This window comes from Exiguobacterium sp. HSB13, assembly GCF_056764755.1.
Window position 1 is genome coordinate 1,441,965 of record NZ_JBUZOM010000001.1, and the last position, 23,303, is coordinate 1,465,267.

A 23,303-nucleotide genomic window follows, 5' to 3' on the forward strand; every position below is an offset into this window, starting at 1 on the left:
GCAACTCCTTATCAGTACATTGTTTTTTGTCCTTAGTACAGTATACACGATACATGGACTATTTTTCATCCTTATTCGGCATGTTCCCTTCCGGCAACACGCTTTTGGTTATGCTATACTTTCACATGAACAGGTCATTTCGACCAATTAAAAAGAGAAGGTGAAACCATGGCAAATCAGAAAGTCGTCTTTTTCGATATCGACGGAACCTTATTGCATGATGGTCATTTTGTTCCGGAATCAACAAAACAGGCAATTCGTAAGCTTCAAGAAAATGGTGTCTATGTAGCCCTTGCAACTGGACGCGGACCTGCGATGTTGTCTGGAATCCGTGAACTACTCAACATCGATACGATTATCGGCTATAACGGGCAAATCGTCGTTCATCAAAATGAAATCATCTACAAACGTCCACAACCTAAGACGGATTTAACGCATTTAACGCAACAAGCGAAAGAAAACGGGCATACACTCGTTTATCTTGGCGAAACAAAAGGCTTCACGACGAAATCAAATGACACGCATGTAGTAGATTCGCTCGGCGAACTCGACATGCCATTACCGATTCACGATGAAGAAGCTTTCTTATCGCATGATGTTTTCCAAACGCTCGTCTACTGTACGGCCGAAGAAGAAGCGGATTATGTTAAACGGTATGACGCATTCGATTTCATTCGTTGGCACCCACACGCAATGGATGTCATCAATGTCGGTTCCTCGAAAGCAGAAGGGATCAAACAATTCCTGAAATTGACGAATATTCGCCGCGAAGATACCTTTGCATTCGGTGATGCTTTAAACGATTTAGAGATGCTCCGCTACGTTGGAACGGGTATTGCAATGGGCAACGGGCTTCCAGAAACGAAAGCTGCCGCTGACTATGTCACGAAACCAATCCTTGAGGACGGTATCGCACACGGATTAAAAGAATTCCAACTCATTTAATTAAGTAAATGTAAAGCTGAGGCGCGCCTCAGCTTTTTTAGTTCTTCACTTTATGAATCGCACGCTCTAGACGGTCGAGATCCTCATTTTCACCAATGACGACGAGATAGTCCCCTTTTTCAATCATTTCATCAGCTTGTAGAGAAATCAGAACGTTTTCTCCACGTTTAATGGCGACGACGTTCGCTCCGTATTTGCTTCGTAGATCAAGGTCGATCAATGTTTGTTTTGCCATCCGGTCACTGACTTTAATTTCAACGATCGAAAATTCTTGAGATAAGTCGAGATAGTCAAGAATATTTGAACTCATTAAACCATTTGCAATCCGGACTCCCATATCTCGTTCGGGGTGAACGATGAAGTCTGCTCCGATTTTGCGTAATACCTTTTCGTGGTAATCGTTCGTCGCTTTAACGGTGATCGATTGTACCCCAAGCTCTTTTAAGATCAATGTCGTCAAGATGGATGCTTGAATATTTTCCCCGATAGCAACGATGACATGATCGAAGTTTCGGATTCCTAGACTTTTTAAGACATTCTCATCCGTTGTGTCCGCGATGACGGAATGCGTCGCAATTCCCATGAATTCATTGACGCGCTCCTCGTCGGAGTCAATCGCTAAGACATCGTAGCCATTTTTCGATAATTCGCGGACAATCGAGCCACCAAAGCGCCCTAGTCCAATTACTGCAAACTCTCCATTCATTTTCACAACTCTCCTTCACAATCGCTCTTCCTTAGTAGTGTACCCGATTCAATTTAAAAATACTATAAACGCCCCTGCGATTCGCAGAGGCGTTTATTCATCCATTATTTTGAGGATTTCCCACGTACATAATCGTTATCGAACAAGAAGAGTCGTAAAATCAAGTACAACGCCGGAATCAAGAGTAAGAGTCCGAAGATGAAGACAACGACGAGTGCGGAAGCCATTGTTTCGTTAACGACCGCTTTGTTGATATCGATATATGGATACAAGATGTATGGTAAGTGCGTATAACCGTAACCAAACCATGCCACTCCATACTGTAACATGACCGCGACGAAAGCAATTCCGTAATTCTTCTTCATGTAGACGAGTGTCACCGCAACGAGGAAGAAGATGAAACTAGCAGCGAACCACCACCAGTTCCCGTTTAAGATGTTCTCATAGTGCCATGCCGCTTGATTTTTCAATCCAAAGAAGACGAGTGCACAGACAAGAATCGTCGGACCACTCCAGAAGAGTGCCCATTTACGAATTAGCGGAGTAGCCCCTTCATCCTTCGCTTTATCTGCGTAGAACAAGAGGAACATCGCACTGATATAGAGGACGGATACGATAGCGAGTGCTACGACCGACCAAGAGTAAAAGTTCGTAAATAATTTTGTTCCTAAAAACTCAACCGTTTCATTCGTTTTACGAATGAACCCACCTTGACTGATTGTCAATGTCGTTGACATCGCCGCCGGAATCAATAGACCAGTTGCTCCATATAAGAACGTATAGAACATGCTGTCGTTTGATCCATAATTGGCAAATGCATAGAAGCTACCACGAATCGCAATCAATACGAGAACGATCGAGGCTGGCACGAGTAGTGCCGTACCGAAATAGTAAGCGGTATCCGGGAAGAACCCGACTAGTCCGACGAAGAAGAATACGAAGAAGACATTCGTTACCTCCCACACTGGTGAGAGATAACGAAGAATCAATCGATTCGTTAAATGATCCCGCTTCGTATATTTTGAATAAAAGGCGTAAAATCCAGCACCGAAGTCAATTGAGGCAACGATGAGATATCCGTACAGGAAAGTCCAAAGGACCGTAATTCCTAGTGTTTGAACGTCCAAATCGTTCCCTCCTTACTTGTTATCATCCACGAACATAGCTTCCCCACGCGCGTGGTGGTTTTCAGCAAGTTCTTGAAGTTCTTTTCCAACCGGGTTTTTCTTGAACATCCGTAATAATACGACTGTACAAATCGTACCGAGCATCAAGTACAAGGCACTGAATAGAATCAACATCGGACCGACGGCAGTTGATGTCGTCGCCGCATCTGCTGTCCGCATGATGCCGTACAGTGTCCAAGGTTGGCGACCAATTTCAGCATACATCCAACCTGCTTCAATGGAAATCATCGCCAGAGGTCCACCGATGAAGACACCTCTTAAAATCCATTTGTTATAAGGATTTAATTTTTTCAACCGGAATGCCAAGATGAACAAGGCAGAGATGGCAGCCAAATACATACCAATCGAAACCATGATATCGAAGAAATAGTGAACGATCAGCGGTGCTTGATCTTCTTTTGCGAACTCATTTAGACCAATGACTTCTGTATCTGGAGCTCCACCCGCAAGGATCGAGAGTGCATATGGGATTTTGACGGCTCCCTTGATTTCATAACTGCCGTCTTCTTGCTGATCAAGTATCCCACCAAAGATCAATTCTGCTTCACTTGTCGTTTCAAAATGCCATTCAGCAGCCGCGAGTTTCTCTGGCTGATATTTCGCCAAGTATTTCCCTGAGAAGTCCCCGACAAGTGCCGTCGAGAAGGCAAAAATCAATCCAGCCATAACCGTTAAGCGAAGTGCTTTTTTGTGATACGCTGTTTCCGCTGCTGAGAGTGTTTTTTTGCGGAGTAAGTGGAACGCCGCGATTGCCGCCAAGATGAAGGCGACTGTCAAATAAGCCGATACGATGACGTGTGTTGCTTTTGTAGGTGTTGCTGTATTGAACATTGCTTTTAATGGTTCAATTTGCGTTAGCGTTCCGTTGACGATCTTAAATCCTTCTGGTGAGTTCATGAAGGAGTTGACCGTCGTAATGAAGAATGCTGATGCTGTCGCACCGATGACGACCGGAATCCCGATCAACCAGTGTAACCATGGGTTTTTGAATCGATCCCATGTATACAGGTAAATACCGAGGAAAATCGCTTCAAAGAAGAATGCGAATGTTTCCATGAACAGTGGTAATGCGATCGTTTGACCAGCCACTTGCATGAGTGACGGCCAAAGTAGTGATAATTGCAATCCAATTGCCGTCCCTGTCACGACACCGACTGCGACGGTAACGACGTATCCACGCGTCCACCGTCTTGCTAATAAAATATAATCCGGATCTTTGCGTTTCAGACCGATGAATTCAGCTGCGAGTACCATGAGCGGTACCCCGACACCAATCGTCGCGAATATAATGTGAAACGCTAATGTGAGCCCTGTCAACAATCGACTGAGCAATACGGGATCATTGAACATGTATATAGCCCCCTCTTCCTAAAACATACTTCTCTATATGGTCTATAACCGTATCATAGAGAACATAACCCTTTATGTCTGTTTATAATGTTTGATGTAACAAATTGTTCACATGTGCACGTGATTTTTTTCACAAAATGTTCGAAAACTCTTATTCTTACATATATAAAAAGCTTTCCCATTCTTGATTTCGAAAGGGAAAGCTTAATGTCCTTCATTATTTCATAAAACTTTTTAAACATATTCTCGGAAATAATGATCGAGTAAATCAATCACAAATGGAATCGCAGATTCATCCGGATTCAAGGTTGGTTGATGAAGTCCAGATGTCGGATTGTCGACTCCAAGCCAAAACATCATCCCTGGAATTTCCTTCAACATGAATCCGAAGTCTTCTCCTGTCATTGCTGCATCACATTCAATGTAGTTCGCATTCATTTTGACGAATGATGAAAATTTATCAACGATGTGTCGGTCATTGACGACCTCGTAATAACGATTTCCGAATTGCAGATCAATCTTGACACCAAAGGAAGCTTCGATTCCTCGAATGATGTCACGAACGCGTCGTTCCAGTTTTTCCATGTCTTCCCCATTGAGCGCGCGCATCGTACCGTCAAGAACTGCTCTACCGGCGATGACGTTTTCTCGAATCCCGGCATCGACCTTTCCGATCGTGATGACGCTACAGTTCATCGGATTGATGGATCGGCTGACGATTGTTTGCAATTGCATGATTAAGGCTGCTTGTGCGACGACCGTATCAATCGTCAAATGAGGAAAGGCCGCGTGACCACTTTGACCATAGATCGTGATATGGACTTCTCGAGCACTCGCGAACAAGACACCGGGACGGCTTGCAATCGTACCGACTGGATACTCCGGTGCGACGTGAAGACCATACATCTCACTTGGACGATATTTTTCAAACAACGGACTTTTAATCATCGGTTCTGCCCCGCCCGGACCTTCTTCCGCTGGTTGGAATAAAAAGACGACATCATCCATGACCGGCAATTCAATGATTCGTTTCATCAATCCCAACGCAATCGACGTGTGCATATCGTGACCACAGGCATGCATGAAGCCTGGATGTTCCGAGCAAAACGGAAGACCTGTCGCTTCTTCAATCGGTAACCCATCAATGTCTGCCCGGTATCCAATCGTCCGATTCCCAGTCAATCCTTTCACTCGAACGAAAACACCCGTTTCAAACGTGTCATACGTGACACGATCTGGTGGATAGGCACGAATTTGTTCCAATATAAAAGCTTGCGTCTTAAATTCCTTGAACCCTGGTTCTGGTATTTTATGAAGCGCGCGCCGCATTTCAATGGCGTATTCCATCTGACTGACTTCCTCCTTCTTCTTTTACGATATCCCAAAATGCTTGAACTTGTTTTAGTTCAAGCATCGATTCCGTAGACAAAATCCATGTATCTCGCTTTAATATTTTTCCAGACGATGTTTTTAACGGAAGCTGCATGACTTCATTTGATTGTTGGATCGTCGACTCGGGTAAAATCGCAAATCCAATTCCATGTAGAGCCATCTGCTTACATGTCTCGATTTGATCGACGACCAGCGTCCGAGATGGTGGACTTGCGAACCGATCTTGCCACCATTCTAAAATTTCTTGATAGTACGTTGAATCACTCTTGAACTGGATGAATGGTCGATCCGTCACGCGTAACTGTTCGATTGACGTCAACTCACTATCGACTAAATAGAGCGGATCCGAGAAAAGACGTTCTTTAACACCTTTCCAGTCCGGGTTTCCACGAATGATCCCGATATGAAAATGTTCCTCTAACATATGACGCATCATCTCACTGGACCATCCCGTGACAAGCTGGACACGGACATGCGGATAACGCTCAACGAATCGTTTCAATACACGCGGGAGCCAGTATTGCCCCATGATGGAAGCGACGGCAATTCGAAGCGTTCCATAAACAGCACCCTCTTCTGCCGTCAATTCACTTTTTAACTCGAGTTCCTTCCGATTCATCTCTTTTGCGAGACCGATTACTTTTTCTCCTTGTGGTGTGATGCTTAACCCACGCGATGAACGAATGAATAGTTTTGTTCCCCAGCGTCGTTCAATCGCAACGAGACGTTGACTAAGTGCAGGTTGCGAGACGAATAATCGTTCAGCAGCGCGCCTCATATTCAATTCTTCCGATAAGGTGATCAACATTTCCATTTCCGACACTTGCAATGTGAGATTCGACTCCTCATGATATAAGATGGCATTAGTTTAACACGTTAGAAAGGACGATACATATGACACGCTATCATTTTATGTTCATCATCTCAACGATTGCAACGCTTGGCAGTCTCTATTTCAGTGAAATTCGCGGATTCATCCCCTGCCCGCTCTGTTGGTGGCAACGACTATTCATGTATACGACTGCCTTTTATTTGCTCATCTCGCTATTTCGGTCGAAAACGATTGATCCGCTCTTCGTCCGCCTGTATGTGCTTGCCGGCTTTGGTGTCGCCTTGTACCACGTCATCCTTGAGCGCTTACCCGATGGCGAAGCGTTATGTACGAGTGGCTGCCTCATTAAATGGGTCAACTATTTTGGTTTCTTGACGATTCCGATGATGAGTCTTATTGCCTTTACATTACTTTCAGTTCTAGCGTTCTATCCAGCACGTTCGAACAATGAAGCATAAGACAACACGATACAAATAAGGAGAAGCTATTTGAGCTTCTCCTTATTTGTATCGTACATCACGTCCAGCGATTGAAGACGCTCACGGCACTTGAGAACGCAAGCTCCGAGAGTTGTCCCGTACCTTCACACCAGTCCCCGACGAAAGCGACACCTGCATGATCCGGAATATGAGTCGCAAGCGGCGCTTGCCCCATTTTCCATTTGATTTCTTGTACGACTGCTCGTTTAATCGTTCGTTCTGCGACGATACGTTGTCGCCAATCTGCAAAATGAACGTCAAGCATCTGTTCGATTCCTGTTCGGACATGTCCAATATATTCAGGATCCTCAAGTCGATCGTGTTCAAGGTAGGCGATTGCTTGAAGAACTTGACCATCCTTCGGTGCAAGACTTGCATCATAATGCGATAAATCCGTGATGAACGCTCGATGCGAACGGTCGTAGATGTATGAATACGGTGTTTGGATATACGGATGAAGTCCAAGATCATACACGAATACTTCTACCGGTTCATGGCTCGCGTACGGTGTAACAAATCGCTGAATGGCAGTGGGGGTCGCTAATTTTAAGATTTCACGCGGTGGTACGGCAAAGATGATCCGTTCGACGTTCCATTCTTGTTTCTTTCGATCACGTACTAAGAATCCTGTCGTAGTCGATTCGACTGCTGTTATTTTTGTTTTTTTCAAGATTTCTCCGTGGTTCTCTAGAATGATCCGTTCCAACTCCTGTACTAACCCTTGCCATCCACCTTCGATGTATGAGACAGGCTTGCGCGTCCGAAAAAGTTTTTGATAATACTCGAAATAGACGTCTGACGGAATTTTTTCGGGTTCTGCCGTAAAAAAGTTCGTTGATGCCAAATCAAGCATCAACTGTGCCACTTGTTCATCGACTCGTTCTGATTTTAACCATTGCCCGATCGATTGTTGCGGATCCCCTCGTTCGACTCGTAAAATCGTTTTAATGATTTCCCATGTGAAACGTACTTTGTTCGTTCCTTCGATGACTTCTGTTTTCAATAATCCCCAGGCATTCGCAGGAACTGCCGTCAAATGACCTGAAAACTCATATTTCGCACGACTCGCTGAGAAATCCAGCCACGTCACTTCAATACCGAGCTGTTTCGTTAGTTTGCGAAGAATCGATTGATCGCGTCCATAAATCGCATGAGCACCGTAATTAAACGTAAATCCTTTTACGGTTTGAGAGGTGGCACGTCCTCCAAGTAATCCCGCATCCCAAAGCGTGACCGGCGTTCCTTGTTTTGCGAATAATGCAGCTGCCGTCAAGCCGGATAACCCTCCACCTATAATCCCAATCGTCATACTCTCGCCTCCTCAATCATCGTTTCTCTTCTTTTCCCATAACAATTGAAGAAGAATCGAAGAACATGAAAAAAGACGTGATTTCACGATTGAAATCACGTCTCCTTATTTTGGATTAGGCTTTCCACCATTCATCGAGTGGTGAGACCGGCATATGATGCTTGTGTCCAACACGTTTATACTGCGTCTCTAACTTTTCTTGACTTGCTTCTGAAATCGTCTTTCCTTCCAAGTAGTCATCGATTTCTTCATACGTCATACCAAGTGCCACTTCGTCTGGTAGTGCCGGACGATTTTCCTCAAGGTCTGCTGTCGGAACTTTTTCAATCAAGACTTCTGGTGCGTTCAAGTAACGTAAGAGTTGTTTCCCTTGCCGTTTATTTAGTCCTGTCAATGGCGTCAAATCACATGCACCATCACCGTGTTTCGTGTAGAATCCCGTCACGAATTCAGCTGCATGATCCGTTCCAACGACTAAACAGCCATAATGAGCGGCTAAATCATATTGGCTTTTCATTCGCTCCCGCGCTTTCGTATTACCTTTACTAAAGTCGGAAAGTTCTGCACTTGTCGCTTCTTTGAACGCCTGCATCGATGCTTCGACTGCTGGTTTGATGTTCACACGAAGCGAATGATCCGGTTGAATGAACGTCAAGGCTGTCTGTGCGTCTGCTTCATCTTGTTGTTCCCCGTAGGGCAAGCGGACCGCATAAAACGCGACATCTTTCCCCTCTTCTTTTCGCAACTCTTCAACAGCCAGTTGGCACAGACGACCGGCGAGCGAAGAATCTTGTCCGCCAGAGATGCCTAATACGAATCCTTTTGCTCCTGTATGCTTGAGATACGCCTTCAAGAAGGCTACCCGCTCGTTTACTTCTTGTGCTGGGTCAATGACAGGTTTTACGCCTGTTACTTGGATGATTTCTTGCTGCATGAATCGCTTCACTCCTTCACATTGTGTTAATCGTCATTTTGAATCAATCATTTGCTGATCCGTCGTTTGTTTCGCACTTGCTCCTTTGAACTGACGGATTGTCGATACGCGAACTTCCGTACTATCACCTAAAGAGGAGATTGGTAATTCAACCGTATACTGTTTCGTTTCGCGTTTCGTGAACGTATCTTTCTCAATCGCTTGCGTGAATACTTGCTCTTTCTCAAAATCATACGTTACGTGTTGTTTCGCATCAATCAATTGAGCCTGAAAACGTTGTGAGGAAGGATACGTCACGTTCACACTGTGATCATTTGGATTCGTTAAAGAAATGTCTAATTGCATCATGTCGTCCTGCTTGGTCGTTTTGACTGCGATCTGAATCGGTTCGTTCGTGGTTGTTGCCTGTTGTTTCTTTTCTTGGCAACCTGCTAAACAAACAGAAAGCAGTAGCAGAATGAAAACGAGACGTTTCATCTCATCCCTCCTTTTATCTTTAATAATTTTATCACAAAAAAAGCGAGAGAGGTTTCTCCTCTCTCGCACGTTGATTCGCTTATGCCACAGGTAAAGTCGATGGATTCATCTTGAATGAAAACAATTGCTCTAATCCTGTCGCAAACAGTTCGTCACAAATATCCTCTGCCGCGTTTGCTGGCGCGACTAATGTAATCGTACGACTGTCGATTGTTTCGATCGTTACATATACCCCTGTTTTTGTCCGTTCCTTGTATCCTACTGCTAAATCTGTTTCAGCGAAAAGTAACATATCCCCGATTCTCCCCTTTTCTCATTCATAATGCCCAGCCAAGAGATGACCTACATGATTCGAATTCGTTATTGTAGATTAACTGTACCAAAGGGCAGGAAAAAGAAGAAAATTGTCATTCGACATTTCATTTCAAAACAATATTTCAATCTCATCAGGGATATTTTGGAATGCTTGATTTAGTTGTTAAATGCAAGCGTTTTAATAAGCATTTCCAACACATTTCATTTCGATTTCAAAAAGATGACAACATAATTTTGATTATTTTACCAGCGTTTTTAGACAACAGGGAAAATATACCTAGACAATCCATGACTCATTTTGTCGAATGATTCTCTCAAGCAATTATTTTTTAAGTTCTTATGAACTTTCATCTATCATTCGATTCATTTGCTGCCAAACCGTTCCTAGTGCTTCTTCCCCACTTTCGATCCGCGTTAATGCGAGTTCGGCTTGTAGAGCCACTTCATATTCCCGGTCTCGGATTGCTTCACGCAGTCTTGGAATCGACTGTTCCGTTCCGACATCAAACAGGAAGCGAGCAGCTCGCCAGCGTACTAATTTATTTTTATCCGCTAACGCTTCCATCATCATTGGTTCAGCTTCTGGCATCGCCCAATCTGAAATCGTATCGCCTGCTGTCCGGCGAACGATTCCTGACGGATCATGCAGTGCACTCGTCAAATACTCCAACAGTTCTTCACGGTGATCTTCGAACATCCCAAGCTTTACGATCGCTTGACGTCGAATTTGCATCTTCTCGTCCTGTAACAGGCGAGCATAAGCTGGAACCCACTCCATCTCAACAGGTAGTTCATCGAGCGCCGCGAATCGTTCTTTCCAATCGGATGATTGAATCGCTTGACCGCTAAATGTAATATCTTCTCCTGCTGCGAGCGACTTGAGACGTTCGATACGTTCGACTGGATAGGCAATCTCAATCTCATTCGCTACTTCACGCAAGCTTTCGTCAAGATCACCGTATCGAGGTGCTTGTTCCACCCAGCGTCGATCGCTAATGACATTCTGAACGAACGGTTGGACGAATAGCGCTGCTTCCCGGAAACGTTCCGACAGCCCTTCTCGTTTTTCTTCTAATCCTTTCACACCTTTGATTTGCATCGGTACGCCTAAAATGAACTGTACGAACAGATGGACAGGCTCATACTCAGCATCTGTCTCGTGCTGTTCAACGTCATTTAACGTTTCACCGAACGCACGTCGTATATCGATGACAAGCGAGCGCCAATCATATTTCGGATAACGCTCGATCGATAAAAAGTCACTGACCTGATAAACAAACTTAACGCCAGGTATTTCAAGTAATCGCTGAATGTGTTCCGGCGCGCCAAAGGCATGCTCGAATGTCTGCCCCTTTTCCGAAAAGACCTCATCAACGATGACTTTCATGTTATTTGGACTTGGTGTTGGTTCAATCGCTACGATTTTCATGTGTATCCCCTCCACTTCTATCATTTCAGATATCTCATCTGAAATGCAAAGCAAATGCCCTACAGACGTGACTGCAGGGCAAAAACTTACTTGAATGCTTCTTCGATGATTGCAACGAAGGCATCCGGTGTCTCAAGCATCCCCATGTGTCCACTGTCTGTTGACCGATGTATGAGATGATCATTCTTTGGTGCAAATGCACTTTCCTCTGAAATCAGTTGATCTTTCGTGCCGTGAATGATGAGACCCTTCACGCTTGTTTTCGTCAAGACCTTCGTCATATCTCGCCGATCTCGCATCGCAGAGAGCGCACGAATTGCTCCTTCGACCGTCATCATGTATCCAATCTCAAGTGCTTCAGCGACAGCGAACTCATCTGCCCCTTCAGCGAATAAGGATGGAACAAGACCATTGACGAATTCTCTGACACCGACTTCTTCTACGCGCGTGATGTTTTGATTTCGTTTTTGTTTCGCTTGTTCATCATCTGCTTTAGCTGTCGAGTATACAAGACCGTATCCACTGATTTGATCCGCGTACCCTTCAACGATTGCAGCTGTGATGTATCCACCAAAGGAATGTCCGATGATGATCGGCTTGTCGATACCACGTCGATCAAGTTCATGCATGACCCATTCTGCAAAGCCTTCAATCGTATCCGGACCAACATCGAGTCCCTCATGTCCTGGTAAACTTAGTGGTAATACATCAAAGGAATGTCGTAAATTTGCTTCTACCCGATTAAAATAATCTGTTCCTCCTGTAAATCCATGCAGGAGTACAAGTGTCTGTTTTTCCATTGACTACCTCATCCCTTCCATTCAGATGCGAGCATACGGTACATCGTTAAATCCATGAAACGCCCATGACTGTATGCATAATCTTCTAGTAATCCTTCTGCTTTGAATCCTAATTTTTGAACCAATGCGTTAGAAGCGAGGTTTTCAGGTGCGACGAGGGCGCTGATTCGATGGAGAGCAAATTCTTCAAAGCCATATGTCAGAACAGCTCTTGCCGCTTCCGAGGCGACACCACGTTGCCAATAGTCTTGACTGACTTCAAAACCAATTTCAGCCCGATGGTATTGGGACAGCCAGTTATGAAAACCGATCGTACCGATCAATTGATTCGTTTGTGCATCAGCAATTGCCCAGCGAATCGCTTTACCTTGCGTGAACTGTTCTTTAAAGTAACTGATGACATTTTTAGCTTCATAGACCGTCACGAGCGGATCTGATCCGTAATAGTACATGACTTTATCGTCCGATAGGATTTTAAACAATTCGCGTGCGTCACGGTTTTCGAGCTCACGTAATATGAAGCGCTCGGTCCGCAATTCCGGGAAAGGCTTTCGCAAGCCCCACATGCTCCATCACCTCTCTTTATGCTTCTCTATGTAGTATGCCCGTTTTCAGAAGTAAATATCCTTTCAGGCAATTCGAAGTTTTGCTACTATTAAATTATGAAGTAGTTAGTCATGGAAAGGAAGCGAAGTGGTATGTCGAGTGCGTTACTTTACTTATATGAGGACGAGGAAAATCAACGATTAACGATGTCAGGAGTACATTTCTCTGATTTCGCTGCAGCCGTCGATTTGAAACGTCCTTTACTCATTTCAGGAAGTGATTTCAAACAGACGAAACAATCGTTTCGAACGATGCTTCATTACATCGAATCGCATGAGATCGAACAGTTTTCACAATCAACGGATGTCCAGCGTCATCCTTTGACTGCTATTGATATTCGATCTTCCCATTCGCTCGATGTATTGACGGATGTCGAAATCGCGGAGTTATTGTTTTTAATGCATATGAAACGAGGGACACCTCTTCCTTTCCTTGACTCTATCGAGAATGAACTGGTCTATTTTAGCGAACACGATGGTCTTCATGCTTCTGTTTACTTGAAGGATTGGTCACGAGTAGAACAACTTATCTCCGATCTCGTACAACGGAAATTTCGTCAGCACGCACGATCCGTCGCCTCGATCGCCTTAACGGCTGAAATCATGATTCATATCCGTCATCTCCTCAAAGAAGGAGTATTGATTGATTTCGAAAGTGCCAAACGGTCTGTTTTCTCAAGAAATATCACGATTCCCGTATATGTAGCAGGACGCTACGAAGATATGAGCGTATTACATGAAGATTTTGAAGCGGAGAAAGAATCGATCCTTCGACGAGGAACGCTTGTTTGTCGCAAAAAGAAATGGAGTTTTGAGTTAGATTGACCTTTAGCATCTTTTTCTTTTAGAAAAGGATGCTTTTGTTCTATTTGAATTTCGCATGACGATTCCCTCTCAAAAGGTATTCCTATCCATATGACAATATTGTTAAAAAATTTTTCGAATTTTCACATAAAATAAGACTAGCATCTTGTGAAGACTTCGCTATAATGAGGATAACCTTTTCAAGATAGAAGTTAGACCCGGTTTTTTATAGGGATAGTACTGGAATCAGCAGAAGGAGGAATTCAATATGGATCAGTTAAAAGTGAACGGAATTGGCTCATTCACGAAATTTGCGACAAATGGGAACATCCTGAAATTAAAGGATGCGACACTCGGTGAAGTGAAATTGTCGCTGAATGAGGCGAGTTCAATGACCATCGCCCCTGTCGATGAAGAAAATGGACTTTTCATCATTAAAGGGCAACAGCAGGAATCGCTTGTTGAACTGACGTTACCACGTCAATCCTGTGAGGTCGTTCACGCTTGGCTCCTCCATAAATTGAAACGTCACAAAAAAACGCGCTCGATTGCAACGAGCTGATGTGTAATATATAACGTCTTGGGTAGATACCTATCTCTCCTCAAGGCGTTATTTGTTTTCAAAAATTCGGTGGTGAATTTTCAGAAAATATTGTTTTATTAATTTCTTCATGTTATCCTTAGAAAAATTCAAACAGGAGGTTTTAAACATGACACACGCAACGCTCATCCAAAAACGACTGATTGTGATTAAGAGTAGGGACTGAAGATTCATTTCTCGTTTGAGAAAATGAAGATCCAGGCCCTTTTCGTCATTTCGACAAGGCGTCTGAGCAAACGACGCCTATCCACAAACTTAGTGGATGAGGCTTTTTTTATGAAATTAGGATGAATGGAGGACAACACATGTTTAAGACAAAAGATACATTTGCTTTAGGATTTATGATTTTTGCTTTATTTTTCGGTGCGGGTAACCTAATCTTCCCACCGGAACTCGGTGCGCTTGCGGGTTCACAGTTCCTTCCTGCCATCCTTGGTTTTATCGTAACGGGTGTCGGTCTTCCTTTGCTCGGCTTACTTGCAGTTGCCTCTATCGGAGGTGGCATAAAAACACTTGCTGCACCACTCCCTCGTTTTGTAGGTGCTGCCTTGACGTTCGCACTCTATGTTGCGATCGGTCCCTTTTTCGGAATTCCGCGAACATCGGTTGTCACGTATGAGCTCGGAGTCGTACCATTCCTTGGTGCTCCCTCACAAATGACGTTGATCATCTCATCGAGTCTCTTTTTCCTTGCCACACTTTATCTTGTACTACGACCAGGAAAATTACTTGAGATCATCGGGCGTTTCATCACACCATTATTACTGATTGCTCTTGCTGCATTAAGCATCAGTAGCATCATTTCGCCACTTTCGAGTGTCGCTTCACCAAACGAAGCGTATGAGACGACTGGACAGGCATTCATTCAAGGTTTCCTTCAAGGATACTTAACGCTTGATGCACTCGGCGCCTTGGTATTTGGTGTCGTCGTACTGCATACATTGAAAAGTCGAGGCGTTCATGAACGAAAAGCACAATTTAAAGTCGTTACTCGTGCCGGAATCATCGCTGCCACTGCTTTGACTCTCGTCTATGTCGGACTTGGAATGATCGGACGTAACACATTTGCCGCCATCGGAAAAGTTGATGGTCCAGCACTTCTTCAGCATTATGCAAATACTGCCTTCGGCTCAATCGGTTTAGCTGTACTTGGTCTTGCAATTCTGCTTGCATGTTTGACGACATCAGTTGGTCTCGTCACCGCATTTGCAGAATATATGATGACGATTTCCAACCGTGTATCTTTAAAAGCGGCAAGTATCTTCACGACTGCTCTTGGTCTTACGGTATCGATCGTCGGATTGCAGACATTGCTATCCATCGCCGTTCCGGTATTGATGTTCCTTTATCCAATCGTCATCGTCTTGATCGCTTTGACATTCATGCGTCATCTGTTCCGTCGTAAGTCGGTCGTTTATCAATCAACTCTTGGTGTAACGATTTTCTTCTCATTCTGTAGTGCGTTGAATCAACTTTCGCTTTTCCCGGGAAATCTTAAAACGTTCTATCAATCCTTGCCTTTAGTGGATCAAAGTTTAGAATGGTTATTCCCAACACTCATCGCCTTCGGTATCAGTTCATGGTTTGGACACGTTTCCAGTGCTTCTATCACACAAAAACGCGCTAGCTAGTGATTCCGCTTTCATCGCTATGGTATGATGAACAAAATGGTTCTATTAATGGAGGCGTCATATACATGGATAAGATTGCTTGGATTACCGACAGCATGGCTTTTTTTGAGCCAGGAGAGGCTGAAAAAATCGGAGTCCATGTGATACCGACTTTACTCATCTTAAACGGAGAGTCTTACCGGGAGTATGTCGATATCTCGATTGAACAGCTTGATCAAAAAATGCGAGAAGATTCCCACGCTTCACCGACGACTTCTCAACCATCATTCGGTGATTTCGTAACCTTGTATGAACAATTGCTTGAAGATGGTTATGATTATGGGTATGCGATTCATATCACGAGTGGACTGAGCGGCACATATTCGAGTTCCGTCGCTGCAGCTGAAGCCGTCGGTTTCCCCTTATACGCGATTGATTCGTATACAGGTGCTGCGAATCAGCAAGAACTTGTCCGGATCGCACAACGACTCGTTGCTGCTGGTAAAGGTCCAGATGAAGTCATGTCTACGCTTGAGACATTTAAACACAAATCGCATTTTTATCTGATCATCGGAAATATGGAGACGATGCGACGAAGCGGACGTGTCTCAGGAAGTCAATTTTTACTAGCAAACATGCTCAATATTAAACCAATCGCTCAATTTAATGAGGAAGGACGACTCGTCCCATTTAAAAAAGTCCGTTCCATCAAAAAAGCTTTTAAAGAAATGGTCAGTGAAATTTCATCAAAAGTCAGTGCTCATGGTGTATATGATCGGACGCTTTATGTCAGTCATACGCTCGCTCATGCAGCTGCTGAAGAATTACGGCGCTTGATTTCTACGGAACATCCGGAGCTTCAAGTACGCATTACCCAATTTGGTCCTTCCATCTTGGCACATGCTGGCGCTGAGACGGTCGGTGTGTACTGGTTCGATGAGATTCCTTTACCAACAACTTGATATCTTGCACGAAACGATGAAAACCGGACGGTCTGCTTGAGACCGTCCGGTTTTTTCATGTCGTTTCATACTTACGAAATAGTTCTTCTAATAATACGGCTTCGTCCGTCGTCCGTTGAATCGGCTCATGCGGAAGCGTGATTACACTGGATAACGTCTCAGAAGGATATACATCAATCGAAACTTGTTCCATTTCGATGAGATACTCAAGGATGGAATCAAGTGATGTCTCCTTATTGAATTGACGAAGCCAATTTTCATATCGACGATCCACTTTTCCTTCTTTGAGCAAAATCTTTCCACCGTCAATGATCGCCCATTTCGGTGGCGCATCGATTTGAAAGAGTTCCAACTGCTGGTACTCTTCCATCGTTCGTTTCGTCACCGGAACAACACCGTTAATCGATACTAACCGTTTTAATCTGAGATGCGCTCGCATCGTCATAAAACGAGGTCGCCCAGCGACTCGCTCGACAAGCAACGTCGGCTTGTCGATGGAGCGCATCGTCTCTTCATCAAATAATAAACTATGATCAACATCTAACAGTAACATCAAGCCACTCCTTTTTTTCTGCGGGAGACGATGAATGCATAGGAGCTACATAAAAGAATCGCGGCAAAACAATATCCACCGATGACATCTGAGAAATAGTGAACGTTTAAAATGATTCGAGAAGCTCCCATGGCGAGGAATAATCCAATCGTCACGATCGATACAAGTACCTTCCCACCTGTTTTCAAATGACGAAACGCAACGACGAGAAATCCGGCATAGACGGCAAAAGCCATCGCTGAGTGACCACTTGGAAAACTGTATCCTACGCCACCAACCAATTCATTTAATGAGGGGCGCTCTCGGACAAAGGCAAATTTAACGACTTGATTCAATACACCTACTGATATTGCCATGATCACATACCAGATGCTTGCAATGCGATCCCGCCACAAAACATAACTCATTATTCCAAGTAACACCGTCATCGTCATCGCCCCTGGACCTGATCCAAGTTGAGTGAACCAAGAAACGTAATCCCCTGGGACGTGTTGCGACATATATGACGATAATTGAGCATCAAATAAAAAATAGCCTGTCGTCCGAATGGAGACAGCGATGATCACGAATAAGACGACAGCGATGGATGCACCAATCCACGCCCCTCTCGCACCCCGCATCAGTATGTCCCCTTACGTTCTTCTAATTCTTCTGCTGAATAGTCTTCTTTATCCCGCAAGCGATGCGCTAGTCGTCCGGATGCGTTTGCCGCGATCGCTGCGACGATATCATCCATGAACGTATTGACTTTTCCATCCCCAAGTTTCGTATCGAGTTCTTTGATAATACCAACCTTTGCTTTATCCAAATAGCCAAATGTCGTAACCGCAATCGAACCATACGTGTTGACGGCACCAATCGCAATCGTCTCATCTACGCCAAATAGCCCTTCATCGCTTTGGATGATGGACAAGAGTGGTTCTGATAATAACCCTTTTTCCGCCAGGATGTCTAGTTCTGCTCCGACGAGAATCGCATGTTGTAATTCACGTTTTTCAAGAACACGTTCTACTGAACTGACACATGTTTCAATTGTCAGATCCACCGTGTAGGGGGCCTGCATTTGGTACACGATCTCAGCGATCGCATGAATCGTCACCCCTCGTTCATGTAACTTATCGATAGCTGCCTGTTTGACCTCTTTTGAATGTGTTTTCTTCATGACTATATCCACCTCTCCAACAAAGTACTTCATTAGTATACACGGATTCTGAAGCTCCTCTCAAACTTCTTTGACATCGACGCCAGAATCCGTCATGATTATTTTGTAAAGCGTTATCATTTCAGGGGAAAGTAGGGGATTTTCGATGAACATCGGGGTTGTATTGTTTCCATCGAAACGCGTTCAAGATTTTGCAAATTCATACCGAAAGAGATATGACTCGAAGTATGCACTGATCACACCTCATATCACGCTACGGGAGCGGATGGAAGTCGATGAGACAGAACTAGACCACATCGTGACGGAGTTGAATCGAATCGCGTCCGAAACGAAGCCTGTCAATTTGCACATCCAAGGAGCTCGTTCGTTCCATCCGACGAACAATGTCTTGTTCCTTAAAGTAATGCCGACGGATGAGTTAGAACAATTACATCGCGCTTTGCATACGGGACCACTCGAACATAAGCCGAAATACGATTTCTTGCCACATATCACAATCGGTCAAGAACTGTCGGATGTCGAACTGTTCGATGTACTAGAACGTCTCAAGATGGAAGATATCCGTTTCCAAGAGGACGTCACGAAAATGGCTTTATTGTATGAACTGGAGAACGGTGCTTGGAGTGTCTATGAGACATTCCGCTTCACAGGTCAATGAATGATTAAACTTCCCGGTCGAAGCTTCGACCGGGAAGTTTAAGTTCTGGTAATACACCGTATGCATTTGCCTGTTCTTCTAAAAAGTCGTCTGCTTCGTGTTCGCGGTAAGGATCAGTTGGGCGTATCGGTTGAACTCGAGCGACTGGTTCAGTCTTTAGCTGTGGATCGACACGTACTTGACGATTGACATATTGTACGACTGTAAAATCGATTGCGTTCATCCTCTGCACTTCCTCTCTCCTTCTAATGACACTTATATTTGATAGTTCCCCGATCGAGCACAAAAAAAACCAAGCCTCCCACATGGGAAAGCCCGGCTTAATCGATCGTTTATTAAAGAATGTGGAATCCGCTATCGACGTGAAGGATTTCTCCTGTCACCCCACTCGACATTTGTGAAAGCAAGAACAGTCCACTTTGACCAATTTGTTCTGTCGTCACGTTACGATGAAGTGGCGCACGTTCTTCGATGCTATCAAGAATCGAATTGAAATCGCCGACACCTTTTGCGGATACTGTCCGAATTGGACCAGCTGAGATCGCATTGACACGAACGCCTTGCTGACCGTATTCAGCAGCGAGATAACGAACGCTTGCATCTAATGCGGCTTTCGCAACACCCATGACGTTGTAGTTCGGAACCATCTTCTCACCACCGAGGTACGTCAACGTGATGACGGATGCATCTTCCGTAAAGAAATCTTTCGCCGCTTTGACGACTGCTGTTAAGCTGTAAGCTGAAATATCAAGTGCTTGCGCGAACTGTTCACGCGTTACCCCAGAAAATTCACCACGAAGCGCTTCTTTATCCGCGAATGCGATCGAGTGAGCAATCCCTGAAATCTTCCCGTGATCTGCATGGATCGTTTGGAAGACCTGTTCGATTTCTTCATCACTTGTGACATCACACGTATAATAAGAAGCTGGACGTGATAATTCTTGTCCTAATTTTTCAAGTGGTGCCTTAAAACGCTCCCCGACATATGTAAATGCCAGGCTTGCTCCAGCAGCGTCGAGCGCACGTGCGATGCCCCATGCAATCGAACGTTGGTTGATGACGCCCATGACGACGTACGTCTTGCCTTCGAGTGAAGGATAAATATTCATGATAAAGTCCCCCTTGAATTAGTACCTGGTAATAAAACCTATCTTCAGGTTACAAAAACGTAACGCTTCTGTCAACCATCGCTCTTGATATTGCGGATTTGATAAATTACGGTAATATAGAAAGTGATAGAAAGTAGGGATGAAATGAATCGATTCAAATCATTTACACAACGTTATGATCATACGTTGCTTTTTTTACTCGCCTGTCTGATGGTCATCAGTATCATCGCCATCTATACAGCACAACCTTCGCTTAAAGGTGCGATCAGTGCCATCAACTTCTCTGCCAAACAAATTCAATGGTATGTCATCGGCTTCATGGCGTTATCCGTCGTCATTTTCATCGATTATGAACAGTTGAAGCGATTCCACTGGTTTTTATATGGAGCAGGTATCGTATCGTTAATCGGTCTTGTCATTTTCCGTGGTACACCAATCGTCACTGAAATCAAAGGGGCATACGGTTGGTATCAATTCCCAGTTATCGGTACGGTTCAGCCGGCTGAGTTCATGAAGTTCTTTTTGATCGTGACGCTCGCTGCCGTCATTACCGAGCACAATGCGCGTTATGTTCAACATGAAAGAGATCTCTTGTTACTTATCAAGTTAGTCGCGGTTACAGCCTTGCCGCTCGGTCTTATCATCATTCAGCCCGATTTAGGGATCGGTTTGATTCTATGCGTCATCTTAGCATGTGCGATGTTGTTATCCGGACTAAACTGGAAATGGCTTTTGACGATGTTCGGTCTGTTCGCAGGAGCCGTCATCATCTTCTTTTACCTGTTCTTTTTCCAAAATGATTTACTCGCAACCTTTTTCCCAGGTCACGCGATGAACCGGATCATGGCTTGGTTGCAACCGTTCGAATATGCGGATGATCTGTCGTACCAGCTCGTCCAAGCAATCAACGCGACAGGTTCAGGGCAAATGTTCGGCGTTGGATACGGGAAACTGCAAGTGTTCGTTCCGGAATTGCATACAGACTTCATCTTTACGACGATTGCCTCTCACTACGGTTTCATCGGGGCTGCCATCGTCTTGATCGTCTTGTTCCTGTTCGTCTATCGCTTGATTCAGATTGCTCTCGAGACAGCGGATCCATTTGGTACCTATATCGTGACAGGATACGTCGCGATGTTTACGTTCCAAATCTTCCAAAACATCGGGATGACGATTGGTGTCTTACCGATCACAGGTCTTCCCTTACCGTTCATCAGTTATGGTGGATCAACGATGATCGTAAACCTCGTCGGTCTAGGATTGATCATGGCAATCGCCTCTCAATCTCGGATTTCCATGTTCGATGAAGACTAAACACAAATAAAAGGCAGTGGACCAAGTCCATTGCCTTTTATTTGTGTACTTTATCATTCCAGTCGGAGATCCTCAGGAAGTGGTGCTTCAAAACGAACCTGTTCTCCCGTCGCAGGATGAAGGAACGTTGCTGACGCACTATGGAGCGCCTGACGCGGAAGTAACGGGTTCCCTTGATACATCGTATCGCCAATCAAAGGATGCCCAAGAAAAGCAAGATGGACACGAATTTGGTGTGTCCGACCTGTCTCTAGTCGGATATCGAGTAATGAGATTTCTTGGTCAAAGGCTCGAACTAGACGGCTATTTAAGATATGCGTAATGGCTCGTTGACCATCTGGTCGTACCATCCGTTCCATGAAGGAATGATCGGTTTGACCAATCGGTTGATCAATTGTTTGTACCGGTACGTTTCCGGGTGCATACGCTAAATAATGTCGTTCTAATTCATTGGATCGTTGCATGAGACTCATCCGGTGATGGGCAAGCCCGTGTTTCGCGAATAAGACAAGACCACTCGTATCACGATCGAGCCGATTAACGATATGGATTGCATACGGAATTCCTTGTTTTCGGTAATAACCAAGCACATAGTTCGATAATGAGCGTTCCGGATGCAGTCGTGACGGGATCGATGCCATTCCCGGCGGTTTATTGACGACGAGCAACCAATCATCTTCAAACAAAATATCAAGTTCCCCTTCTGTCGCCACCATATCCGGTGCTGGTGTCTCTTCCGGGAAGAAGACATGGACACGATCACCCGCGTGTAAGACGTCGTGGACGTTAACATGCTGACCATTACGCGTAATATCCCCATGATTTTTAATCGATACTAACATTTTCCGCGAAATCCCTAAGCGGGTCGTACAAAAATGACTGACACGCCAGCCATCCTCGATGTCAGTCACCATCTGTTGTAGCTGAAATCCATTCATGTTTCCATTTCCTTTACTTTAACGTCTTTCGTCTGCCAGGAAAGATTCCCGCACCCGTTGCCAGAACGGGAAAGAACGAAAACGAGCAAATTTCACTTTTTTATCAGAGACCCGGCACCGAATCGATGTCACGTTTTGATGAATGATCGAAGCATAGTGGTCATAGGTCATCTGAAAATCAATCGGATTGACGGGACGAATTTCGACATCATGATGTTTCGGTAGCAACATCGGTGAGCCGATCGTCCGGTAGACACGATTGTTGATGGAAGCCATCTCTGTAATTTGAATTGCTTCGAGCGCCGGGTGAACGATCGCTCCGCCGAGTGCCTTATTGTACGCTGTCGAACCAGACGGTGTCGATACACACAGTCCATCACCTCGGAATGTCTCGAAGTAGTCGCCTCGAATCGATAAATCACAAACGAGCGTCTGATTAAAACTTTTAATCGTACATTCATTCAAGGCAAGCAGTTGGTTGTGTGAACCGTCCGCATAATCAATCGAGAGTTCAAGCAACGGGTATTGAACCGTTGCTAAATCCTGCTTCGCGATATGATCAATCAGTTCATCCATTTCTTCAGGGCGCCAATCCGCATAAAAACCAAGATGCCCCGTATGAATCCCAACAAGCGTAATTGTCTCTACTTGATCGAGATACGAATGAAACGCCTGTAACATCGTTCCGTCTCCACCGATCGAGACGACGATTTCCGGTTGGCTGACATCAAGAATACATCCCCGATCCGTCAATGCCTGCTCGAGTTGCTGTTTCAGCGCATGAGATCGCTCATCATCACGAGCCGTGATTGCAAAACGCATGGTCATCCCC

General features: G+C 44.6%; 27 protein-coding genes. 8 read left to right on the plus strand and 19 right to left on the minus strand.

What is annotated here, in order from left to right; translation table 11 throughout:
* The first annotated feature begins 168 nt into the window (after positions 1–168).
* Positions 169–945 carry a Cof-type HAD-IIB family hydrolase gene (locus tag ACZGCQ_RS07800; protein WP_064299596.1) on the plus strand — a complete coding sequence of 259 codons (777 nt, stop codon included), beginning with the start codon at positions 169–171 and terminating at the stop codon, positions 943–945.
* 37 nt (positions 946–982) lie between these two features.
* On the opposite strand, the gene ACZGCQ_RS07805 is transcribed toward ACZGCQ_RS07800, so the two are convergent.
* The 5 genes from ACZGCQ_RS07805 to ACZGCQ_RS07825 all read right to left on the minus strand — a co-directional run bounded on the left by ACZGCQ_RS07805 (position 983) and on the right by ACZGCQ_RS07825 (position 6,409).
* On the minus strand, positions 983–1,651 hold the full coding sequence (locus ACZGCQ_RS07805) for a potassium channel family protein (RefSeq protein WP_023468857.1): 669 nt from the start codon (positions 1,649–1,651) through the stop codon (positions 983–985).
* A 104-nt stretch (positions 1,652–1,755) separates the two neighbouring features.
* The gene (locus ACZGCQ_RS07810; RefSeq protein WP_023468858.1) at positions 1,756–2,778 is read right to left on the minus strand and encodes a cytochrome d ubiquinol oxidase subunit II; all 1,023 of its coding nucleotides are present in this window, start codon (positions 2,776–2,778) and stop codon (positions 1,756–1,758) included.
* Positions 2,779–2,790: 12 nt separating this feature from the next.
* Positions 2,791–4,188 carry a cytochrome ubiquinol oxidase subunit I gene (locus tag ACZGCQ_RS07815; protein ID WP_023468859.1) on the minus strand — a complete coding sequence of 466 codons (1,398 nt, stop codon included), beginning with the start codon at positions 4,186–4,188 and terminating at the stop codon, positions 2,791–2,793.
* Positions 4,189–4,422: 234 nt separating this feature from the next.
* On the minus strand, positions 4,423–5,535 hold the full coding sequence (locus tag ACZGCQ_RS07820) for an N-acetyldiaminopimelate deacetylase (RefSeq protein WP_023468860.1): 1,113 nt from the start codon (positions 5,533–5,535) through the stop codon (positions 4,423–4,425).
* Complete coding sequence (locus ACZGCQ_RS07825; protein ID WP_029342184.1) at positions 5,519–6,409, minus strand: LysR family transcriptional regulator; 891 nt, start codon at positions 6,407–6,409, stop codon at positions 5,519–5,521. Before ACZGCQ_RS07825 ends, ACZGCQ_RS07820 begins: the two co-directional genes overlap by 17 nt.
* A gap of 65 nt (positions 6,410–6,474) precedes the next feature.
* On the opposite strand from ACZGCQ_RS07825, the gene ACZGCQ_RS07830 reads away from it, so the two are divergent.
* A complete protein-coding gene (locus ACZGCQ_RS07830; RefSeq protein WP_481265978.1) occupies positions 6,475–6,870 on the plus strand; it encodes a disulfide bond formation protein B in 396 nt (131 codons plus the stop codon).
* A gap of 58 nt (positions 6,871–6,928) precedes the next feature.
* On the opposite strand, the gene ACZGCQ_RS07835 is transcribed toward ACZGCQ_RS07830, so the two are convergent.
* The 7 genes from ACZGCQ_RS07835 to ACZGCQ_RS07865 all read right to left on the minus strand — a co-directional run bounded on the left by ACZGCQ_RS07835 (position 6,929) and on the right by ACZGCQ_RS07865 (position 12,721).
* Complete coding sequence (locus tag ACZGCQ_RS07835; RefSeq protein WP_481265979.1) at positions 6,929–8,200, minus strand: FAD-dependent oxidoreductase; 1,272 nt, start codon at positions 8,198–8,200, stop codon at positions 6,929–6,931.
* A 115-nt stretch (positions 8,201–8,315) separates the two neighbouring features.
* Positions 8,316–9,134 (minus strand): ammonia-dependent NAD(+) synthetase, encoded by an 819-nt coding sequence (gene nadE / locus ACZGCQ_RS07840; protein ID WP_064299593.1) that lies wholly within the window; start codon positions 9,132–9,134, stop codon positions 8,316–8,318.
* Positions 9,135–9,167: 33 nt separating this feature from the next.
* Complete coding sequence (locus ACZGCQ_RS07845; protein WP_064299592.1) at positions 9,168–9,611, minus strand: BsuPI-related putative proteinase inhibitor; 444 nt, start codon at positions 9,609–9,611, stop codon at positions 9,168–9,170.
* A gap of 79 nt (positions 9,612–9,690) precedes the next feature.
* Positions 9,691–9,903, minus strand: coding sequence for a hypothetical protein (locus tag ACZGCQ_RS07850; RefSeq protein ID WP_023468866.1), 213 nt, complete (start codon positions 9,901–9,903; stop codon positions 9,691–9,693).
* A 360-nt stretch (positions 9,904–10,263) separates the two neighbouring features.
* Positions 10,264–11,355 (minus strand): conserved virulence factor C family protein, encoded by a 1,092-nt coding sequence (locus ACZGCQ_RS07855; RefSeq protein WP_050677558.1) that lies wholly within the window; start codon positions 11,353–11,355, stop codon positions 10,264–10,266.
* A gap of 86 nt (positions 11,356–11,441) precedes the next feature.
* Entirely contained in the window at positions 11,442–12,155 is a 714-nt protein-coding gene (locus ACZGCQ_RS07860) for an alpha/beta fold hydrolase (RefSeq protein ID WP_064299591.1), read from the minus strand.
* 8 nt (positions 12,156–12,163) lie between these two features.
* On the minus strand, positions 12,164–12,721 hold the full coding sequence (locus ACZGCQ_RS07865; RefSeq protein ID WP_023468869.1) for a GNAT family N-acetyltransferase: 558 nt from the start codon (positions 12,719–12,721) through the stop codon (positions 12,164–12,166).
* Positions 12,722–12,853: 132 nt separating this feature from the next.
* Here ACZGCQ_RS07865 and ACZGCQ_RS07870 point away from each other — a divergent pair, with 132 nt between their 5' ends.
* The 4 genes from ACZGCQ_RS07870 to ACZGCQ_RS07885 all read left to right on the plus strand — a co-directional run bounded on the left by ACZGCQ_RS07870 (position 12,854) and on the right by ACZGCQ_RS07885 (position 16,737).
* Positions 12,854–13,585 (plus strand): hypothetical protein, encoded by a 732-nt coding sequence (locus tag ACZGCQ_RS07870; RefSeq protein WP_064299590.1) that lies wholly within the window; start codon positions 12,854–12,856, stop codon positions 13,583–13,585.
* 247 nt (positions 13,586–13,832) lie between these two features.
* The gene (locus ACZGCQ_RS07875) at positions 13,833–14,126 is read left to right on the plus strand and encodes a hypothetical protein (RefSeq protein ID WP_050677561.1); all 294 of its coding nucleotides are present in this window, start codon (positions 13,833–13,835) and stop codon (positions 14,124–14,126) included.
* A 344-nt stretch (positions 14,127–14,470) separates the two neighbouring features.
* Complete coding sequence (gene brnQ / locus ACZGCQ_RS07880) at positions 14,471–15,796, plus strand: branched-chain amino acid transport system II carrier protein (RefSeq protein ID WP_064299589.1); 1,326 nt, start codon at positions 14,471–14,473, stop codon at positions 15,794–15,796.
* 65 nt (positions 15,797–15,861) lie between these two features.
* On the plus strand, positions 15,862–16,737 hold the full coding sequence (locus tag ACZGCQ_RS07885; protein ID WP_055968680.1) for a DegV family protein: 876 nt from the start codon (positions 15,862–15,864) through the stop codon (positions 16,735–16,737).
* A 55-nt stretch (positions 16,738–16,792) separates the two neighbouring features.
* On the opposite strand, the gene ACZGCQ_RS07890 is transcribed toward ACZGCQ_RS07885, so the two are convergent.
* From ACZGCQ_RS07890 to ACZGCQ_RS07900, 3 genes are read right to left on the minus strand one after another with little or no spacing between them, the layout of a single operon-like run.
* Positions 16,793–17,290: a hypothetical protein gene (locus tag ACZGCQ_RS07890; RefSeq protein ID WP_055968682.1), complete on the minus strand. Its 498-nt coding sequence runs from the start codon at positions 17,288–17,290 to the stop codon at positions 16,793–16,795.
* Positions 17,290–17,910 carry a phosphatase PAP2 family protein gene (locus ACZGCQ_RS07895; protein ID WP_481265980.1) on the minus strand — a complete coding sequence of 207 codons (621 nt, stop codon included), beginning with the start codon at positions 17,908–17,910 and terminating at the stop codon, positions 17,290–17,292. Before ACZGCQ_RS07895 ends, ACZGCQ_RS07890 begins: the two co-directional genes overlap by 1 nt.
* Positions 17,910–18,452 (minus strand): phosphatidylglycerophosphatase A family protein, encoded by a 543-nt coding sequence (locus tag ACZGCQ_RS07900; protein ID WP_034786059.1) that lies wholly within the window; start codon positions 18,450–18,452, stop codon positions 17,910–17,912. Before ACZGCQ_RS07900 ends, ACZGCQ_RS07895 begins: the two co-directional genes overlap by 1 nt.
* A 145-nt stretch (positions 18,453–18,597) precedes the next feature.
* Between ACZGCQ_RS07900 and ACZGCQ_RS07905 the strand changes: the two genes are divergently transcribed.
* A complete protein-coding gene (locus ACZGCQ_RS07905; RefSeq protein WP_023468877.1) occupies positions 18,598–19,110 on the plus strand; it encodes a YjcG family protein in 513 nt (170 codons plus the stop codon).
* A 4-nt stretch (positions 19,111–19,114) separates the two neighbouring features.
* Here ACZGCQ_RS07905 and ACZGCQ_RS07910 read toward each other — a convergent pair whose 3' ends face one another.
* Positions 19,115–19,333 carry a hypothetical protein gene (locus tag ACZGCQ_RS07910; protein ID WP_023468878.1) on the minus strand — a complete coding sequence of 73 codons (219 nt, stop codon included), beginning with the start codon at positions 19,331–19,333 and terminating at the stop codon, positions 19,115–19,117.
* Positions 19,334–19,445: 112 nt separating this feature from the next.
* Positions 19,446–20,219 carry an enoyl-ACP reductase FabI gene (fabI, locus tag ACZGCQ_RS07915; RefSeq protein ID WP_029342212.1) on the minus strand — a complete coding sequence of 258 codons (774 nt, stop codon included), beginning with the start codon at positions 20,217–20,219 and terminating at the stop codon, positions 19,446–19,448.
* A 144-nt stretch (positions 20,220–20,363) separates the two neighbouring features.
* On the opposite strand from fabI, the gene ACZGCQ_RS07920 reads away from it, so the two are divergent.
* The gene (locus tag ACZGCQ_RS07920) at positions 20,364–21,533 is read left to right on the plus strand and encodes an FtsW/RodA/SpoVE family cell cycle protein (protein WP_029342211.1); all 1,170 of its coding nucleotides are present in this window, start codon (positions 20,364–20,366) and stop codon (positions 21,531–21,533) included.
* Positions 21,534–21,586: 53 nt separating this feature from the next.
* Here the strand turns inward: ACZGCQ_RS07920 and ACZGCQ_RS07925 are convergent, their stop codons facing one another.
* Both ACZGCQ_RS07925 and ACZGCQ_RS07930 read right to left on the minus strand, forming a co-directional pair.
* On the minus strand, positions 21,587–22,471 hold the full coding sequence (locus tag ACZGCQ_RS07925; RefSeq protein WP_350464186.1) for an RluA family pseudouridine synthase: 885 nt from the start codon (positions 22,469–22,471) through the stop codon (positions 21,587–21,589).
* An 18-nt stretch (positions 22,472–22,489) separates the two neighbouring features.
* Entirely contained in the window at positions 22,490–23,293 is an 804-nt protein-coding gene (locus ACZGCQ_RS07930; RefSeq protein ID WP_023468882.1) for an NAD kinase, read from the minus strand.
* Positions 23,294–23,303: the final 10 nt, after the last annotated feature.

What these genes read in the sequence shown, in the direction of transcription:
- ACZGCQ_RS07905 (WP_023468877.1), top strand. Translation starts at nt 18,598, where the DNA reads ATGAACATCGGGGTTGTATTGTTTCCATCGAAACGCGTTCAAGATTTT.
- ACZGCQ_RS07830 (WP_481265978.1), top strand. Translation starts at nt 6,475, where the DNA reads ATGACACGCTATCATTTTATGTTCATCATCTCAACGATTGCAACGCTT.
- ACZGCQ_RS07855 (WP_050677558.1), bottom strand. Translation starts at nt 11,355, where the DNA reads ATGAAAATCGTAGCGATTGAACCAACACCAAGTCCAAATAACATGAAA.
- ACZGCQ_RS07910 (WP_023468878.1), bottom strand. Translation starts at nt 19,333, where the DNA reads ATGAACGCAATCGATTTTACAGTCGTACAATATGTCAATCGTCAAGTA.
- nadE (WP_064299593.1), bottom strand. Translation starts at nt 9,134, where the DNA reads ATGCAGCAAGAAATCATCCAAGTAACAGGCGTAAAACCTGTCATTGAC.
- ACZGCQ_RS07885 (WP_055968680.1), top strand. Translation starts at nt 15,862, where the DNA reads ATGGATAAGATTGCTTGGATTACCGACAGCATGGCTTTTTTTGAGCCA.
- fabI (WP_029342212.1), bottom strand. Translation starts at nt 20,219, where the DNA reads ATGAATATTTATCCTTCACTCGAAGGCAAGACGTACGTCGTCATGGGC.
- ACZGCQ_RS07870 (WP_064299590.1), top strand. Translation starts at nt 12,854, where the DNA reads ATGTCGAGTGCGTTACTTTACTTATATGAGGACGAGGAAAATCAACGA.
- ACZGCQ_RS07815 (WP_023468859.1), bottom strand. Translation starts at nt 4,188, where the DNA reads ATGTTCAATGATCCCGTATTGCTCAGTCGATTGTTGACAGGGCTCACA.
- ACZGCQ_RS07800 (WP_064299596.1), top strand. Translation starts at nt 169, where the DNA reads ATGGCAAATCAGAAAGTCGTCTTTTTCGATATCGACGGAACCTTATTG.
- brnQ (WP_064299589.1), top strand. Translation starts at nt 14,471, where the DNA reads ATGTTTAAGACAAAAGATACATTTGCTTTAGGATTTATGATTTTTGCT.
- ACZGCQ_RS07820 (WP_023468860.1), bottom strand. Translation starts at nt 5,535, where the DNA reads ATGGAATACGCCATTGAAATGCGGCGCGCGCTTCATAAAATACCAGAA.
- ACZGCQ_RS07860 (WP_064299591.1), bottom strand. Translation starts at nt 12,155, where the DNA reads ATGGAAAAACAGACACTTGTACTCCTGCATGGATTTACAGGAGGAACA.
- ACZGCQ_RS07900 (WP_034786059.1), bottom strand. Translation starts at nt 18,452, where the DNA reads ATGAAGAAAACACATTCAAAAGAGGTCAAACAGGCAGCTATCGATAAG.
- ACZGCQ_RS07835 (WP_481265979.1), bottom strand. Translation starts at nt 8,200, where the DNA reads ATGACGATTGGGATTATAGGTGGAGGGTTATCCGGCTTGACGGCAGCT.
- ACZGCQ_RS07845 (WP_064299592.1), bottom strand. Translation starts at nt 9,611, where the DNA reads ATGAAACGTCTCGTTTTCATTCTGCTACTGCTTTCTGTTTGTTTAGCA.
- ACZGCQ_RS07805 (WP_023468857.1), bottom strand. Translation starts at nt 1,651, where the DNA reads ATGAATGGAGAGTTTGCAGTAATTGGACTAGGGCGCTTTGGTGGCTCG.
- ACZGCQ_RS07895 (WP_481265980.1), bottom strand. Translation starts at nt 17,910, where the DNA reads ATGCGGGGTGCGAGAGGGGCGTGGATTGGTGCATCCATCGCTGTCGTC.
- ACZGCQ_RS07925 (WP_350464186.1), bottom strand. Translation starts at nt 22,471, where the DNA reads ATGAATGGATTTCAGCTACAACAGATGGTGACTGACATCGAGGATGGC.
- ACZGCQ_RS07865 (WP_023468869.1), bottom strand. Translation starts at nt 12,721, where the DNA reads ATGTGGGGCTTGCGAAAGCCTTTCCCGGAATTGCGGACCGAGCGCTTC.
- ACZGCQ_RS07890 (WP_055968682.1), bottom strand. Translation starts at nt 17,290, where the DNA reads ATGTTACTGTTAGATGTTGATCATAGTTTATTATTTGATGAAGAGACG.
- ACZGCQ_RS07930 (WP_023468882.1), bottom strand. Translation starts at nt 23,293, where the DNA reads ATGCGTTTTGCAATCACGGCTCGTGATGATGAGCGATCTCATGCGCTG.
- ACZGCQ_RS07920 (WP_029342211.1), top strand. Translation starts at nt 20,364, where the DNA reads ATGAATCGATTCAAATCATTTACACAACGTTATGATCATACGTTGCTT.
- ACZGCQ_RS07850 (WP_023468866.1), bottom strand. Translation starts at nt 9,903, where the DNA reads ATGTTACTTTTCGCTGAAACAGATTTAGCAGTAGGATACAAGGAACGG.
- ACZGCQ_RS07875 (WP_050677561.1), top strand. Translation starts at nt 13,833, where the DNA reads ATGGATCAGTTAAAAGTGAACGGAATTGGCTCATTCACGAAATTTGCG.